The 16,757-nt window shown below is 39.2% G+C and carries 13 protein-coding genes and 1 riboswitch; of the genes, 12 read left to right on the forward strand and 1 reads right to left on the reverse strand.

Annotated elements, in window-relative coordinates; genetic code table 11:
- Positions 1 to 258: 258 nt before the first annotated feature.
- The 5 genes from C9E88_RS07925 to C9E88_RS07945 all read left to right on the forward strand — a co-directional run bounded on the left by C9E88_RS07925 (position 259) and on the right by C9E88_RS07945 (position 9,135).
- On the forward strand, positions 259 to 2,037 hold the full coding sequence (locus C9E88_RS07925; RefSeq protein ID WP_106985184.1) for an acyl-CoA dehydrogenase C-terminal domain-containing protein: 1,779 nt from the start codon (positions 259 to 261) through the stop codon (positions 2,035 to 2,037).
- A gap of 88 nt (positions 2,038 to 2,125) precedes the next feature.
- The gene (locus C9E88_RS07930) at positions 2,126 to 3,301 is read left to right on the forward strand and encodes a thiolase family protein (protein WP_106985183.1); all 1,176 of its coding nucleotides are present in this window, start codon (positions 2,126 to 2,128) and stop codon (positions 3,299 to 3,301) included.
- 97 nt (positions 3,302 to 3,398) lie between these two features.
- Complete coding sequence (locus tag C9E88_RS07935; protein WP_171406238.1) at positions 3,399 to 4,895, forward strand: succinate CoA transferase; 1,497 nt, start codon at positions 3,399 to 3,401, stop codon at positions 4,893 to 4,895.
- Positions 4,896 to 5,243: 348 nt separating this feature from the next.
- Positions 5,244 to 6,176 carry an IS5 family transposase gene (locus C9E88_RS07940; RefSeq protein ID WP_137287930.1) on the forward strand — a complete coding sequence of 311 codons (933 nt, stop codon included), beginning with the start codon at positions 5,244 to 5,246 and terminating at the stop codon, positions 6,174 to 6,176.
- Positions 6,177 to 6,342: 166 nt separating this feature from the next.
- On the forward strand, positions 6,343 to 9,135 hold the full coding sequence (locus C9E88_RS07945; protein WP_106984429.1) for a sigma factor-like helix-turn-helix DNA-binding protein: 2,793 nt from the start codon (positions 6,343 to 6,345) through the stop codon (positions 9,133 to 9,135).
- Between the two features lie 87 nt (positions 9,136 to 9,222).
- On the opposite strand, the gene C9E88_RS07950 is transcribed toward C9E88_RS07945, so the two are convergent.
- Positions 9,223 to 9,978: an HAD family hydrolase gene (locus tag C9E88_RS07950; protein WP_106984428.1), complete on the reverse strand. Its 756-nt coding sequence runs from the start codon at positions 9,976 to 9,978 to the stop codon at positions 9,223 to 9,225.
- A 293-nt stretch (positions 9,979 to 10,271) separates the two neighbouring features.
- On the opposite strand from C9E88_RS07950, the gene C9E88_RS07955 reads away from it, so the two are divergent.
- From C9E88_RS07955 to C9E88_RS07985, 7 genes are all read left to right on the forward strand, one after another.
- Positions 10,272 to 11,165 carry a LysR family transcriptional regulator gene (locus tag C9E88_RS07955; RefSeq protein ID WP_106984427.1) on the forward strand — a complete coding sequence of 298 codons (894 nt, stop codon included), beginning with the start codon at positions 10,272 to 10,274 and terminating at the stop codon, positions 11,163 to 11,165.
- 179 nt (positions 11,166 to 11,344) lie between these two features.
- A complete protein-coding gene (gene tauA, locus C9E88_RS07960) occupies positions 11,345 to 12,379 on the forward strand; it encodes a taurine ABC transporter substrate-binding protein (protein ID WP_106984426.1) in 1,035 nt (344 codons plus the stop codon).
- A 10-nt stretch (positions 12,380 to 12,389) separates the two neighbouring features.
- Positions 12,390 to 13,175 (forward strand): taurine ABC transporter ATP-binding protein, encoded by a 786-nt coding sequence (locus tag C9E88_RS07965; RefSeq protein ID WP_106984425.1) that lies wholly within the window; start codon positions 12,390 to 12,392, stop codon positions 13,173 to 13,175.
- Position 13,176: 1 nt separating this feature from the next.
- Positions 13,177 to 14,043, forward strand: a complete 867-nt coding sequence (gene tauC / locus C9E88_RS07970) for a taurine ABC transporter permease TauC (RefSeq protein WP_106984424.1) — start codon at positions 13,177 to 13,179, stop codon at positions 14,041 to 14,043.
- 30 nt (positions 14,044 to 14,073) lie between these two features.
- A complete protein-coding gene (gene tauD / locus C9E88_RS07975) occupies positions 14,074 to 14,919 on the forward strand; it encodes a taurine dioxygenase (RefSeq protein WP_106984423.1) in 846 nt (281 codons plus the stop codon).
- A 281-nt stretch (positions 14,920 to 15,200) separates the two neighbouring features.
- A riboswitch (guanidine-I (ykkC/yxkD leader) is annotated at positions 15,201 to 15,312 on the forward strand.
- Between the two features lie 29 nt (positions 15,313 to 15,341).
- Positions 15,342 to 16,079, forward strand: a complete 738-nt coding sequence (locus C9E88_RS07980) for an urea amidolyase associated protein UAAP1 (RefSeq protein WP_106984422.1) — start codon at positions 15,342 to 15,344, stop codon at positions 16,077 to 16,079.
- A gap of 11 nt (positions 16,080 to 16,090) precedes the next feature.
- Entirely contained in the window at positions 16,091 to 16,753 is a 663-nt protein-coding gene (locus C9E88_RS07985) for an urea amidolyase associated protein UAAP2 (protein WP_106984421.1), read from the forward strand.
- Positions 16,754 to 16,757: the final 4 nt, after the last annotated feature.

A 16,757-nucleotide genomic window follows, 5' to 3' on the forward strand; every position in this document is an offset into this window, starting at 1 on the left:
TCTTGTAGTATTAGCGCCCAATGTCAAGAAAACTGAACCCTTGAGGTCATATTTGGCAAATAAAATTCCATTTTAAAATAAATTATTCTATTGTCTTAGCACGTTTTTAACACTGTTTCAGATCAATTTATCTGACCGTATCGCTCTCAGAAATTTAAATTTTAAGCCTAAGAAATGCCAAGTATTTTCTTATAGCTGACTGTTATCTGCAAAAAGCTGAAGCTTCGCATCAGCATGTAATAAATTAAGGACTATTAAATGCCAATTTATAACGCACCACTCAAAGACATGGACTTCATCTTAAATGATGTATTTAAAGCTGATGAGTTTTGGCAAGCCAACGAAAATTTAGCGCACTTAGATGTTGCAACCGCAAATGCAATTTTAGAAGAAATGGCTAAATTTTCTAAAAATGTCATTTTAGATCTTAACCGTAGTGCTGATGAATCAGGTGGTGCTCAATTTAACCTAGGTGAAGTAAAAACACCTGAAGGTTTTAAAGAGGCGTTTAATCAATTTGCGCAAGGTGGTTGGGTAGGTTTAGGTGCTCCAGAAGAATGGGGTGGCCAAGGTATGCCAAAAATGCTCACTGTGTTGGCAGATGAAATGATTTGGAGTACCAATCCATCATTTATGCTTTATCCGCTACTCACAGTTGGCGCGGGGATGGCCATTAATGACCGTGCTTCTCAAGAACAAAAAGAAACCTATTTACCAAAATTTTATACAGGTGAATGGTCAGGTACGATGTGTTTGACAGAGCCTCACTCTGGTACAGATTTAGGGATTATTAAAACCAAAGCTGAACCGAATGATGATGGTTCATACAATATTACGGGTACCAAAATTTTTATTACCAGCGGTGAGCATGATCTTTGCGAAAACATTATTCATTTAGTGTTGGCAAAAACACCTAATGCACCTGCTGGTTCACGTGGTATTTCGTTGTTTATTGTGCCGAAATTTTTGGTCAATGCCGACGGTACATTAGGTGAGCGCAATGCCGTTTCCGCAGGTTCAATTGAACACAAAATGGGCATCAAAGGCTCTGCAACTTGTGTGATGAACTTTGATGGTGCTAAAGGCTACATGGTTGGCAATGAAAATGAAGGCCTTGCTGGCATGTTTGTTATGATGAACTATGAACGTTTATCAATGGGTATTCAGGGTATTGGTGCTTCAGAATATGCTTATCAAAATGCAGCGCAATATGCGACAGATCGTTTACAAGGTCGCGCAGCTACAGGTGTTCAAAGTCCTGAAAAACCCGCTGATTCAATTTTAGTACATGGTGATGTACGCCGTATGTTGCTCAATGTACGTGCAAATAATGAAGCATCACGTGCGTTTGCCGTATATGTAGGTCAGCAATTAGATATCACAAAATACTCAACCGATGCTGAGGCTGTTCGTAAAGCCAATGACCGTGTTGCATTACTGACACCAATTGCTAAGGCCTATTTAACTGATACTGCATTGCAAGCTACTTTAGAAGCTCAAATGTGCTTTGGTGGACATGGTTATATTCGTGAATGGGGCATGGAACAGTGTATTCGTGACTTACGTATTGCACAAATCTATGAAGGCACTAATGGTGTACAAGCGATTGATTTAATTGGCCGTAAAACCACGAAATGCTCAGGTGCATTTGTTGCAGAGTATATGGCTGAAATTCGCGAATTTAGCAATAACATGCCAGATTCAAAAGTAAAACAAGCAGCCTTGAATGTATGTGAGAAAGTAGAAGCATTAACGCAATTTGTTGTTGAACAATCGAAGTTAAATCCTAACTTTAGTAATGCTGTGGCAGTGGATTACTTACATGTTGTGGGCTTACTCAGCTTTGTTTATATGTATGCACGTATTCATGAAGCTGCTCGTGTGAAAGCAGAGCCGTTCTATCAACATAAACTTGTGCTTGCAGATTACTATGTTGCAAAAGTGCTGCCAGACTTAGCTGCACGCGCAGAGCGTATTTACGCAGGTGCTGATTTAATTATGCAATTACCGCAAGACTACTTTACTGCACAAGCATAATTAAAAAACAGTTTACGATTATAGATGGAAATGCCCTAAGAAGAATTAAGCTTCTTAGGGTAAACAAGATGTATAAATACAGGATGGTATAAAAATGATTGTTATTGTTGATGGCGTTCGTACAGCGATGGGTGGTTTTCAGGGTTCACTTTCATCATGTACAGCACCAGAGCTAGGCGCTGTTGCGATTCAAGCAACTGTGGAACGTTCAGGTTTACAGGCAACTGATATTGATGAAGTGATTTTTGGTTGTGTTTTACCCGCAGGTTTAAAACAAGGCCCAGCACGTCAAGCAATGCGACTTGCAGGTTTACCTGATTCAACAGGCGCGACCACAATTAATAAAATTTGTGGTTCTGGCATGAAAGCTGTGATGCAAGCAGCCGATGCAATTAAAGCGGGCTCTGCACAAATTGTGGTTGCAGGTGGCATGGAGTCTATGTCAAATGCACCATATTTACTGGAAAAAGCACGCTCAGGCTATCGCATGGGGCATGGTAAAACCACGGATCACATGTTCCAAGAAGGTTTAGAAGATGCTGAAACTGGCTTTTCTATGGGGATTTTGGCACAGGAAATGGCCGATAAAAAAGGCTATACCCGCGAGCAGCAAGATGCATTTGCAATTAACTCTTTGAATAAAGCGGTAACGGCTGTAAATGGTGGTTATTTCAAGGCTGAAATTGCACCTGTTACAGTAAAATCACGTAAGGGCGATGTGGTTGTTGATACTGATGAACAGCCTTTGAGTGCAAAACCAGAAAAAATTCCAACCTTACGTCCAGCATTTAAAAAAGACGGCACAATTACTGCTGCGAATGCGAGTTCAATCTCAGATGGTGCTTCGGCATTGGTGATTACTTCTGAAGAAACAGCAAATGCACGTGGCTTAAAGCCAATGGCTAAGGTTGTTGCTTACGCGACAAATTCACAGCATCCATCTGAGTTTACAATTGCACCAGTAGGAGCGATTGAGAAAGCTTTACAAAAAGCAGGTTGGACAGCAGACGAAGTTGACCTTTGGGAAGTAAACGAAGCTTTTGCCATGGTGACGATGCTTGCGATAGATGGCTTTAAGCTCGACGAAGCGAAAGTGAACGTAAATGGCGGTGCATGCGCACTAGGTCATCCATTAGGTTCATCGGGTTCACGTATTATTGTGACACTCATGCATGCTTTAAAGCGCACGGGTGGCAAAAAAGGCATCGCTGCACTGTGCATTGGTGGTGGTGAGGCGACTGCGATTGCAATTGAATTAATATAATTCATCATCGTTTTAAATTTTTAGATAAGCAAGCTGTAACACCGTCTCAGTACGCTGGGGTGGTTGAATAATTGATGTTTATTATGAGATTTTTATTATGAACGGTTTAGATCGCATTCGCTTAATCTCCCTTCGCGACAAAGTTATGTCTGCGCAACAAGCGATTGAATTAATTAAAGACGGCTCGGTAGTGGGTTTAAGTGGTTTTGGTGGTGCCGGTGAGGCAAAGACAGTTCCTTTGGCTTTGGCAGATCACGCGGCTGCTCATCCTTTACGTATTACTTTGGCCACAGGTGCAAGTTTAGGCAATAGTATTGATGGGCGCTTAAGTCAGGCACATGCCATTCAACGCCGTTATCCATATCAGGCAGACCCAACATTACGTAAGGCCATTAACAATGGTGAAGTGATGTATATCGATCAGCATTTATCTGAAATGGCTGATAATATTCGTCATCATAACTTACCAAGTATTAATGTTGCAGTGATTGCAGCGACTGCAATTACTGAAGATGGACAAATTATTCCAACGGGTTCTTGTGGTAACTCAGCGAACTTCATCGAAATGGCAGATCAAGTGATTATCGAAATTGATAATACGATCAATCCAGTTCTTGAAGGCGTACATGATATTTATTTACCGAAAGCGCGCCCTAATCGTGGCCCGATTCCACTCACTCAAGCGGGTGATCGTATCGGTACCATTGGAATTAACGTAAGCCCTGAAAAAATTGCAGCCATTGTACTGAATGATTTGCCCGACACACAGTTTGGTATGGATGAGCCAGATACAGATACGCTGTCAATTGCGAAACACCTGATTCATTTTTTTGAAGCAGAAGTTGCACAAGGCCGTTTGCCTGAAAATTTAGGGCCATTACAGTCGGGTGTTGGTTCAATTGCCAATGCCGTGTTTGCTGGTTTTGAACATTCTAATTTTAATAATTTAGAAATGTACTCTGAGGTTTTACAAGATTGCACCTTCCAGCTGATTGATTCAGGAAAAATGACTTTTGCTTCGGGTTGTTCTATGACGTTGTCAGAATCTTGTGCACAAAAAGTGATGCAAAATTTTGATCAATACAAAGACAAAATCGTTTTACGTCCACAAGAAATTTCAAATAATCCTGAAATTATTCGTCGATTAGGCATTATTGCAATTAATACGGCACTTGAGTTTGATATTTATGGCAACGTAAATTCGACGCATGTGACGGGCACTAAAATGATGAATGGCATTGGTGGCTCAGGTGACTTTACTCGCCATGCGCATATTGCAATTTTTGTGACTAAATCGATTGCAAAAGCTGGCGCAATTTCATCTGTAGTGCCAATGGTGAGTCATACCGATCATACTGAACACGATGTGGATGTTTTGGTGACTGAACAAGGTTTGGCAGACTTACGTGGACTTGCACCTCGTGAGCGTGCACGTAAAGTCATTGAGTGCTGTGCACATCCTGATTATCGTGAAGCTTTATTAAGTTATTTCGAGCGTGCATGTGAGCATGGGGGACAAACCCCACACTTATTAAATGAAGCACTGTCTTGGCATGCACAGTTTGAAGAAACTGGTAGTATGAAAACAGCTTAATAAAACTGTTTAGTTAATAAAAAGCCCGAACTCTTCGGGCTTTTTATATGGGTATGAATACATTTATTGTATTTTATAGAATTGATTCTGTAGCAGAATGAAGTTTTAAATTTAAAGATAAGCTGTATAGATTATTTTATTAATTAGTTAATCTTAACTTATAGTGCATAAAATAGTAAAATCGATTAAAAAAATATCTTTAAAAATGAAAGTTGAGTTTTTTATTAAAATAAATCATCATATTAGATTGAATTAAATAAATTAAAGTCGAACTAAAAAGACTTATTTTAGAAGGGCTTTGTTGCACAAACCTACCTCTAAGGGCTTATTCAGCAATATAATTCTAAAATGAATAAGCCCACACCTAAAATTTATCGTACAACCAATTGGTCATCCTACAATCGCGCTTTGATCAATCGTGGTAAATTAACGATTTGGTTTGATCCGAAAACGCAATGGTATGCACAGTCACAAGGTAAACATGGTCGCAATCAAACTTATTCTGATGCTGCTATCCAATGCTGTCTGATGATTAAATCTCTATTCCGTCTGTCTTTACGTATGGTCAATGGCTTTGTTCAAAGTCTCATTCATCTTTGTAGATTAGATTGGACAGCCCCAGATTATTCCACTATTTGTAGAAGACAAAAGCATATTGATATTGCAATTAATTATCAAAAAAGCAGTAATGGTCTCCACCTACTTGTCGATTCTACTGGCTTAAAGTTTTTAGGTGAAGGTGAATGGAAACGTAAAAAACATCAGCCTGAAAATCGTCGCCAATGGCGTAAATTACATATTGGTATCGATGCTGAAACCCTTCAAATACGTGCTATTCAGCTCACAACCAACAATGTGAATGATTCACAGGTGCTTGGTGATTTACTTGATCAGATTCCAGAAGAAGAACAGATTGACTCCATCTATACTGATGGGGCTTATGACACCAAGCAATGCCGTCAGCTAATCGCAGACCGACAAGCGCATGCGGTGATTCCACCAAGAAAAAATGCGAGACCTTGGAAAGATACAAAGATTAGCTCGCTAGAGCGAAATGAATTACTTCGAACCGTTAAACGTTTAGGCAGGACACTATGGAAAAAATGGTCAGGCTATCACCGTCGCAGTTTGGTTGAAACCAAGATGCATTGCATCAAATTATTAGGCGAAAAATTAATGGCAAGAAGCTTTCCCAGTCAAGTAAATGAAATTCATGCTCGTGTAGCCCTATTAAATAAATTTACGGAAATTGGCCGACCACATACCCAAGTTATGCCTTAAATTTTAGTGACTTAGGATAACTCTACCTTTAAAGACTCTATGCAACAAAGCCGTTACCCAGTGGTCAACTCTCAATGCGCGAGATGAAATAAATGAGCTGTTAAAAGAGATTGAAGAAAATACTGAATTTGAATTTAGTAAAGATTTAATTTTACGTGCAGGAATTATGTTGTCTGAAGTCAATAATTTAAGCTTTAAATTATCCAACTTTAATAAAGACAATATGCGGGTAATGGAAAATAATTGGGAACAAATTAAACTGGGCTTTATTAGCAGTTCGGAATTACTCAAAGAATTTGGCTTTGATCATAAAGCGTTGATTCATGATGTTGCGATATTGCCTATCGTATATTTTGTTTATCATAAATATTGTGTCAATTTGGATTTAGATAAAGCAAAAATCAAAATTGATAGCAATGATATTCAGTTAATGAAGCGCTGGCTGATTGAAAGTCTGCTTAAAAAAGGCATTTGGTCGAGTAATCTTGAGAGTCTACTTTTACATATCCGTAAGGCAATTGGAAAAACTGCTACAGTATTCCCATACGAAGCTGTAAAACAGGCTATGTTAGAAAAAGATAAAGCCTTAAGCTTTAACGAAGAAGATGTGCAGAATTTATGTCAGTTACGATACGGCAAAGATAATGAAATTAAAGCCTTATTGTTATTAGTGTTTCCTGATAGTCAACTTGTACGAACACATATCGATCATATTTATCCAAAAAGCATTTTTACACCTAAAAAAATGCAGAAGTTAAAAATTGTAAATGATGGGAGTAATAAGCTACAGAACCTAGCCAATACAGTGGTGAATTTGCAGTTAATTCCTGAATCGGTCAATATTCAAAAAAATGCGACTCAACCAGCTCAATGGCTCGAAAGCTTTTTTATGGGCAATCTCAGTTCGCAGCAACTTTATTTAACTAGTCAGTTAATTGATCAAATTCCACAAGATTTAAATCAATTTGAATGGTTCTGTCAGCAACGTCGAGAAAAAATTTGTACTAAACTGCGTAACTTACTTGACGTCAAACCAGTGAATAATTCTGTTTTTGACTATCCAGAACTGGGGGCGCTCAAATTATCTAAGGCACGTTTTTCATCTGATCAAATTAAATTTTTAGATAAACTGGGTGTTTGGTTAAATGTAGAAAATGAAAGCATTGATCTTAAATTTATGATGAATGTGGTGATGCATCATGCATTTAACACCAAAGTGAATAGCCAACCTGCCGACTCAATCAAAGCCTCTATTATTATGCAATTGCTTGATGTAACCAATGCTTTTGATAAGACGAAAGATTTACTTCCGCAAGCTTATCAAAGTGGTTATTTCATGATAGATGATGCGAGCAATTTAACGTCCTTTGAAATGGATGATTTTATTAATCGTGATTTAGAAGCATTTCTTAACCATGCAGAAGAGCGCTCAGTAACGATTATTAAAGCACGCTGTGGGATCGACGGTGTGGTGGGGCAGACTTTAGAACAAGTGGGGCAAAGCTTAGACCTTACACGTGAACGAATTCGCCAAGTCGAAAAAAATGCATTTCAGAACTTACGTGAACGAGTTCGTATCTCGGTGGATGTGATTTGGGAAAATTTAAACCAAAATGCAGACAGCGAATTTATGCAGTTATATCCTAAATTAGCTTCGCATTTTTCTAATCAAAATGATTTACTTAACTTTTTAGAGCTTCTGTGTTCATTTGATAAAAATGAGCTGGTACACATTATCAAGCCAAACATTAATGTAAACAGTCTACTTCAAGAGTGGTTTCTTCATCACAAGGCACCTATGCCGTGGGATACCGCAATTCATCAGATTGTAGATTTAGCAGGTTGTACGGAACGCGTTGCAAAAAATGCAATACATAATGCAGCAGAAAATGCAGATATTCTGTTTTCTGACCAAACTAAAACACCAGGGATTTACCCGAAGAACTTAAATAAAATGTATGCGGTTGTACATGCTGCATTGCATTTTAAAGATGGTGCAAATTTTAAAGAAATTTTGGAACGTGCGAACCAAGAAGGCTATAGCAAAGTTGAATTAAGCACACATCGCCTCGATCATTCAATTAATGAGGATGTTGAAGAAAACTATCTCTACCAGTCTGACCGTGGTGCGTACTGCCATATTAATGAATTTAATATCAGTTTTGCGGATCAAGAACTGATCTTTAAAGAAGTATTAGCGATTTTGTCACAGCAAACGCAGCAACAGTCTATGCATTTACGTATGGAAGCGTATGAAGTAAGTGATACTTTAAAACAATATGATTATTTTAAAATTCGCCACCTTATTCGTAACTGGGGGGTGGAGCATGGCATTTACTTTACAGGTAAATCGGGTGCCGACACGATTAGCTTAAATGAAGCAGTTAAGCCTCAAAGTCAATTACAAACCATTTTGAATTGGCTGGAACAAAGTAGCCGTCCACTCACACGTGATGATATTGCTAAAAAAATCCGTAGTGGCTCACAAAACCATGCATCTTTATATTTAAATGAGCTTATGCAAGCAGGTTCTGTAGTACGTGTAGCCGCATTGGAATACACCACACCGCAAAAAGCCTATAAAAATGTGGACATTCATAAACTTCATCAAGATATTGTGGCGTATTTGAAGTCGGTGAATAAGCCTGTAGATATTGGCATTATTGCGGAAAAAGTGAATCTAAAATATCACTACAATTATCCGAAAGCATGGTATTTACATTTGGTTAAAACCAGCAGTAAAGATTTGGAAGCGCAAAATATTCATACCTTCCATAACCTTATTTCTTTAGATGAAACCATTCATGGTGTTACGATTCATCAGATGATTCGAGATAACTTTAAGCAACTTGATGACTTAGACGGAATACATCGCTTTATTAATCAGCAGATTTTGGTCGGCAAAACTGAAGTGTATAACGCAATGAATAATATTCGAAATAATGCAGCTGTCATTTAACTCAGCCGTTTCATTTATAAGTTGCGCTTTGTTTCAAATATGAATGCATTGCGTAAAAGATAAATATTGCATTCAAAGACATCTGCTTTAAAAGTAGATGTCTTTTTTATGGTCTAGATGAATGGCATTTATGTCAACGAACTGCAACAGAGCCTTAAAATGAGGGGCATAATAATTGACGCGCTGTTTTATTGCGGTGGCTTCATGGATCGAATACTCATCCTGAATTGCAATTACATCAATACCAGCAACATTTGCAGCTTCAACCCCAATTAGTGAGTCTTCTACAATTAAGCATTCTGCAGCGCTGATACCAAAATGCTGTAGCGCCTTCAAATACATTTCTGGATGTGGCTTGATATTGGTGACACTTTCTCGAGTTAAGACTAAGTCAAAATCGTGTAAAAAGTTAAGTTTGCTGTAAATTGCCTGATTATTATGAGCATAGCGCTTCACATTATTCAAACTGGTTGTGGTGGTTAATGCAACTGCTATGCCACAGGCTTTTAAGCTTTTCACAAATTGATCTGCTTGTGGCTTCAGTCGAACAATATGATCTAGAAAATGCTGAGAAATCGCATAACGCTGTACTTTAATTTGCTCTGCACTTAGCTGTGAAATCTCATAACTTTCTTTAAGGAAGTTACAGTATTCTAAGTAAGAGTCTAAACAATGTTTATAGCTTTTTAATTGCTGGTCACGTTGTTTTTGTATGCTGTGTAAGTCGATTTGTTGCTGAGAAAATTGTTGAATTAATTGGGCATCAACCTGATTCCATATCCCGACGGAGTCAATTAAAGTCCCATCTAAATCAAAACAGACTAATTTTTTACCTTTTAGCACGTATCCATCCTATTGTATTTGTCGCTATTATCTCGTGTACATGGAATAAATAACAATAAAAGCTAATGTATTTTAAAATGATTTGAATGAATTATTTAGCTGGTTTTTTGTTGGCTTCACATGATAGACATAAATTTGTAATCCGCATGTAGATGAGGATGTATTACGCCCAAAGCATGTGTAACAATGCTAGAAAAAGCAGGTTATTCGCAGTACTATTTCAGCAGATTCTTTAAACCAACAATACAGGGATGTATTGTTTAACCTGATTTAATCTGAGGAAAAAAGCTGACGTGTTTGAATTGGACTGTAAGCTTCTAAGTGTATTTTTATATATTTACAAATTTAAAAGTGTTTCTTTGGCTGCTGAGCATTTAGACATGAGTCAGCCGACCGTGAGTAATATTTTAAATAAAATACGTCAGCATTATAAGGACCCACTTTTTTTGCGCATTGGTAATGAAATGTTGCCAACAGAATTGTCTAAGCAACTTTTTCCACTCGTGAGTGAAGCTTTAAGTAAGATTGAGGCGATCAATAATTTTAGTATTGATTTTGATCAAGCGATTTCAGATCAGCAATTTACTCTAGCTATGACCGATGTATCACATTTGGTCTTATTGCCTAAAATTTCGCAATATTTAAAAAAAAATGCCTCACATATCAGGCTCAATGTTCGCCCAATTACCACAGAAACCAGTTATCAAATGGCCAATGGTGAGATTGATTTGGCATTGGGCTTTTTGCCTCATTTGGAAAATGGTTTTTATCAACAAAAATTATTCGAGCAATATTATGTGGTTATTGCTGCCAAGGATCATCCACGTTTAACAGGTGAACATCTAACAACAGAGCAGTATTTGGCAGAATCCCATATAGATATTGATGCAGGGATGGGGCACTATCATATTGAAAATGAATTAATGAGTCTGGGCCTTAAGCGTGACATATTAATGCGTTTGCCGAGTTATTTGGGTGTTGGGCTGGTGGTGCAAGATACAGATGCGATTGCTACAGTGCCGTATTATCTCAGTGAAGTCTTACTGTCACGTGGTAATTTAAAAATTTTTGATGCTCCGATTGTTTTTCCAAGCTATGGTGTGAAGCAATATTGGCACATGTCTTGTCATCATAAAGCGAGCCATCAATGGTTACGTAATATGTTCCATGAAATCTTAGTGAAGTGAAAATACGATTAAAAGATCCCGCGCAGAAAATTGATTGCTAGACGTTTAGTGAATAAAAGAATAAGTATTCCACTAATAGATAAATGCAAATTTGTGCTAAACATTGTCAATTAACTTATTTTTCATCATAAGACTGACTCATTAATATGTGAATTAGTAATCACTTTTAATGAAAAAATATGAGCAGCAAATCAAAACCTTTAATTATTACGGCGATCGTCATTGTGGCGATTGCTGCTTTTGTTTATTTTCAAACTAAAAAATCTACTCCTGACACTTCAACGGCTGCAATTGCGCAAAAAGATCAAAAAGCGGTGGTTATTGCATATCAAACGGGTATTGATCCGAGCAAAGTGGCGCAGGCCAATGGCGACTATGAAAAAGACAGCCAACAAAAAATTGAGTGGAAAAAATTTGATACGGGTGCCGATGTTGTAAATGCTTTGGCATCAGGTGATGTCAGTATTGGCAATATTGGTACCAGTCCTTTAGCGGCTGCAGCCAGCCGTGATTTACCTATAGAGGTATTTTTTGTGGCAGCCAAACTTGGTGCTTCAGAAGCCTTAGTGGTGAGCAATAAATCAGGCATTCAAAAACCTGAAGACTTAAAGGGTAAAACCATTGCTGTGCCTTTTGTTTCTACAGCACATTACAGCCTGCTTTCTGCATTGAAGCATTGGAATTTATCTGAGGCTGAGGTCAAAATTATTAATTTGCGCCCGCCTGAAATTTCTGCAGCATGGGAACGTGGCGATATTGACGCGACTTATGTTTGGGAACCTGCTTTAAGCAAGGCGAGTGCCACAGGTAAAGTTCTGACCGATTCTAAGCAAGTTGCAGAATGGGGTGCGCCAACCTTTGATGTTTGGGTAGTTCGTAAAGACTTTGCAGAGCAAAATCCTGAGTTTTTAAAGTCCTTCGTTCAAACTTCTTTAAAGAAAATAGATGAATACAATCAAGATCCGAAAGCGTTTGAAACGAATACTGCTTATATCAATAGCATTGCGCAATTAACCGGTTCTGATGCGAAAGATATTCCATTACTTCTATCAGGCAATATTTATTTGAACCAGCAGCAGCAAGCTCAAAGCTTCAGCACAGATTTTGCCAAGAATATTTTAGATACAGCGACCTTTTTAAAAGCCCAAGGCAAAGTAGATAAAGTCAAAGCCGATTATAAGGGCAATGTGACCGCCTTATTTGTTCAGCCTTAAGGATGTGAAAATGAGTATCTTAAAAGCGGAAAATATTAGCCTGACCTATCCTGAACAAGAGGTGGCTGTACTAAAAAATATCAATTTGGACGTGCCTGAATCGACTTTAACGGTTGTACTTGGCGAGTCTGGCTGCGGTAAAACGACGCTTTTAAATATTTTGGCGGGTTTTCAGCAGGTGAGCGCAGGCCAAGTCAAAATTGATGATGAAGTTTTAACTGGCCCAGATGCTAGACGTGCGGTGGTCTTCCAAGAACATGCCTTACTGCCTTGGCTCAACGTGTCAGATAACGTAGCATTTTCCTTGAAATTAAAAGGCTTAAAAAGTGCAGAGATAAAGTCACAAGTCACATCAATTTTAGGGACTGTGGGCTTGTCGCATGTGGCAAATGCCAATATTTGGGAACTTTCAGGCGGTATGAAACAGCGCGTCGGTATTGCACGTGCTTTGATTAGTCATGCACCATTTATTTTGCTGGATGAACCCTTTGCAGCACTCGATGCATTTACTCGAGAAAGCATGCAGGAGTTTGTGCTGAATTTATGGATTAAAGAGAAGAAGGGCTTCTTTTTAATTACCCATGATATTGAAGAGGCGCTTTTGTTAAGCAATCAATTGGTACTGATGACAGCGCGCCCGGGGACAATTGTTGAAACGCTCAAGCTGGATTTTGCTGAGCGCTATAGAAAAGGTGAATCTATACGTGTGATTAAATCTGATCCGCAGTTTATTCAGCTGCGTGAAATGTTGTTTGAACGCTTAAAAGCGCAAAAATTACATGCGGTGGAGTCTTAATATGAATACGCAAATTCAAAAATTAAATAAGGCTCATCTCAGCGAAAATCGTGCAGAAGTAGCAACATTAAACAGAAGCTCTTCTATTTCTATATTTAGAAAAAATTTGCCACTTATTGTGAGCATCAGCAGCGTGTTGAGCTTGCTGGTACTTTGGTTTGTGGTAACCACTTTGAAAATCATTCCAGAGCTATTTTTACCAAGCCCTGCAGCGGTATGGCAGAAGTTTATTGAAGTCAGCCAGCAAGGTTTTATGAAAGCCACGCTTTGGCAGCATTTGGCTGAAAGTATTGGCCGTGTGTTTAGCGCACTCATTGCTGCCATTGTGATTGGTGTACCTTTGGGTTTATGGATGGGACTGAACAAATGGGTACGCGCTGTATTTGATCCACTAGTGGAGCTACTCCGTCCCATTCCACCGCTTGCATACTTACCGCTTTTGGTGATTTGGTTTGGTATTGGTGAAACCACCAAAGTGTTGCTGATTTTCTTTTCAATTTTGGCGCCAATTATTATCAGCAGTGCCCATGGTGTGATCAGCCACCAAAAAAACCGTGAACGTGCAGCATTATCTTTAGGCGCAACGCGCTTGCAGGTTTTGCAATATGTGATTTTACCTACAGCTTTGCCGCACATATTAACGGGTGTGCGCATTGGCTTGGGCGTGGGCTGGTCAACACTAGTGGCTGCAGAATTAGTTGCTGCTGATCGCGGTATTGGTTTTATGGTGCAGTCAGCTGCTCAGTTCTTAATTACAGATACTGTGATTCTTGGAATTATTGTGATTGCGATTGTCGCGGTAAGTTTTGAGCTATTTTTACGTTGGCTGCAAAAGCAGTTGGCGCCTTGGTATGGCCAACAGCTGTAAACAGATTTAGAAATTGAAGAAGATTTAATTATGTCATTGCAAGCAAAGCAAATTAATCCAAACATTGGCGCTGTTATTGAAGGTATCGATTTAAACCATGCCGATACACCGTTGCTGCTGGAAATAAAACAAGCGCTATTGCAGCATCAAGTGATCTTTTTTAGAAAGCAGGCGCTTAGCGCACAGTCGCAAGTGAGGTTGGCAAAAACCTTTGGTACTTTGCATATTCATCCGATTTACCCTGCGATGGATGATGCACCGGAAGTGATTGTATTGGATAGCCATAGACAAGATTTAAGAGACAATGATCTTTGGCATACTGATGTGACATTTAGTCAAACACCGCCATTGGGCTGTGTGCTGCAAGCCATTAAAATCCCTGAATTTGGCGGGGATACGCTCTGGGCCAGCGGTACAGCTGCTTTTAATGCGCTCAGTGAAGATTTAAAACAGCAACTACGCGGTTTAACAGCAACACATGATATTCGTAAATCTTTTCCATTAGAGCGCTTTGGCGCAACAGCAGTAGACCGCGAAAGGCTTGAAAATAGTTTCCGTAAAAACCCGCCAGTAGTGCATCCAGTTGTGCGTACACACCCTGAAACTGGTGCTGAAGTGTTGTTTGTGAATGAAGGTTTTACGACGCATATTAACGAACTGAATGCACAAGAGAGCGATGCGTTGCTGACATTCTTGTTTGAACATGCGGTGAAGGAAGAATTTCACTTACGCTGGAAATGGCAAGAAGGTGATGTTGCCATTTGGGACAACCGCTGTACGCAGCACAAAGCGCTGTTTGACTATGGCGATGCGCACCGCATTATGCATCGTGCAACTGTGAATGGCTCGATACCATTTTATAAAGCAGCAGGTTAAAAGCGACAGCAGCTGTTTGCAAACATCACAGGAAAGGCCCAATGCTGACATTGGGCCTTTTTATTTTGAAGAAATCTAAAAAAGATAAATTCAAAAATACTTAACCATGATTGCACATGCACAAGGATGATGCATACCTAAGCAGATGCACAGTTCAAAAATAGCGCAATTTAAAATCAATACTGTAGCTTAAGCATCAAAACGAACCCTAAAACCTTAGTAATACGATTTATTTAAATCGTATTACTAAATTGGCACAGCCTTTGCATTTCTACTTACATCATAAAGTGATCTAGGGTTCCGATGCATTTATATGTATGACCGCGACCGAGAGTTCACGGCTTCGTTTTAATTCAAAGCAAAGCTGCACGGAGGGATAAAAGCCCGGGAGGTAAACAGTTAAGAATTAGGCAGAGGCTGCAATGAGCACAAAACATTATCATGACGATAAAGCACTATGGACTGAACTTTTACCGGGTGGACACCACTGGTCAGCGCGTATTCAGCGTGGCGCTGTATTACAGCTTAAATCGCTAGGGCAAAATGCCAATCTGGCGCTTTACTGTGTAAATAGTGAAGATAAGCTCGAACGCTACAACATGCCAGATAGCCTTAAAGGGCAGCACACGGCATATTTAAGTACAGGTCATATTTTGGCATCGGATTTAGGCCGTGCCATGATTTCGATTGTGAAAGATGATCACGCTTGGAATGATGCTTTTTGTGCACCAAGTACGGCATCGCAAATTGAAAAACAATACGGCAGCAAAACTTTCCAAGATGCCCGTAATGATATGTACCGTAATGGCAAAGATAGCTTATTGCTTGAAATGACCAAGTTTGGCTTATATGCAACTGACCTCAGCAGTACCTTAAATTTATTCTCTAAAGTTCAACCTGATGACAATGGCAACTTAAGTTATGTTGCTTCGGACAACACTGATCAAGTGATTGAACTTCGCTTTGAAATGGATTGTTTGGTCTTTTTATCTAGTGCACCACATGGATTATCTCAAGCAGAAGAATATAACCCTGCCGATGTACAACTAAGCTTATTTAAGGCATTGCCTTTGGCAGATACAGATGTTTGCCGTGATTCTTGCCCGCAAAATCAACGTGCTTTTCAAAATAATAAACGCTATTACGCTTTAACGGCTTGAGGGGAATGATCATGACTGCATTAGTAAATCCAACACAAAATTTTGAAAAATCAGTGTTAAGCGAAGTATGTCCTGCCGGCGAAGCTTGGATGTGCGAAGTCAAAAAAGGGCAATATTTCCGTATCGTTGACCTCGAAGGCAATCAAGCGGTGGATACGCTATTTATCTCAAGCCATAACCCTGAGGAACGTTATAGTGCAACGGATACCTTAGCCATTAACCAACAGATTTATTTAGAAAAAGGCACAGCGCTATACACTAACTTTGGCAACAAAATTGCCACCATCCATGACGATAACTGTGGCCGTCATGACACCTTAGGCGGTGCATGTTCATGTGAAAGCAACACTGTTCGCTATGCACATGACAAATTCCCAATGCACAGTTGCCGTAATAATTTCATGATTGCACTTTCTCAGCATCCGATTGCCAAAAAACATGGCTTAAATGTGCGCCATATCGGCCCAAATATTAACTTCTTTATGAATGTGCCTGTGACCGCTGAGGGACATTTGAAATTTGATGACGGTATTTCTGCACCGGGTAAATATGTCGAGATTAAAGCCGAAATGGATTTAATCGTCCTCATTTCCAATTGCCCACAACTGAATAATCCATGTAATGCCTATAACCCAACAAAAATTCAATTGATCATCCGTGACGGTGAGGAGTAATACC

It is taken from the genome of Acinetobacter cumulans (assembly GCF_003024525.3).
Classification (GTDB): Bacteria; Pseudomonadota; Gammaproteobacteria; order Pseudomonadales; family Moraxellaceae; genus Acinetobacter; species Acinetobacter cumulans.

Excerpts from the sequence above, each read along its gene's own strand:
- C9E88_RS07980 (WP_106984422.1), top strand. The coding sequence starts at position 15,342 with ATGAGCACAAAACATTATCATGACGATAAAGCACTATGGACTGAACTT.
- C9E88_RS07940 (WP_137287930.1), top strand. The coding sequence starts at position 5,244 with ATGAATAAGCCCACACCTAAAATTTATCGTACAACCAATTGGTCATCC.
- C9E88_RS07925 (WP_106985184.1), top strand. The coding sequence starts at position 259 with ATGCCAATTTATAACGCACCACTCAAAGACATGGACTTCATCTTAAAT.
- tauD (WP_106984423.1), top strand. The coding sequence starts at position 14,074 with ATGTCATTGCAAGCAAAGCAAATTAATCCAAACATTGGCGCTGTTATT.
- tauA (WP_106984426.1), top strand. The coding sequence starts at position 11,345 with ATGAGCAGCAAATCAAAACCTTTAATTATTACGGCGATCGTCATTGTG.
- C9E88_RS07935 (WP_171406238.1), top strand. The coding sequence starts at position 3,399 with ATGAACGGTTTAGATCGCATTCGCTTAATCTCCCTTCGCGACAAAGTT.
- tauC (WP_106984424.1), top strand. The coding sequence starts at position 13,177 with ATGAATACGCAAATTCAAAAATTAAATAAGGCTCATCTCAGCGAAAAT.
- C9E88_RS07965 (WP_106984425.1), top strand. The coding sequence starts at position 12,390 with ATGAGTATCTTAAAAGCGGAAAATATTAGCCTGACCTATCCTGAACAA.
- C9E88_RS07985 (WP_106984421.1), top strand. The coding sequence starts at position 16,091 with ATGACTGCATTAGTAAATCCAACACAAAATTTTGAAAAATCAGTGTTA.
- C9E88_RS07945 (WP_106984429.1), top strand. The coding sequence starts at position 6,343 with ATGTTGTCTGAAGTCAATAATTTAAGCTTTAAATTATCCAACTTTAAT.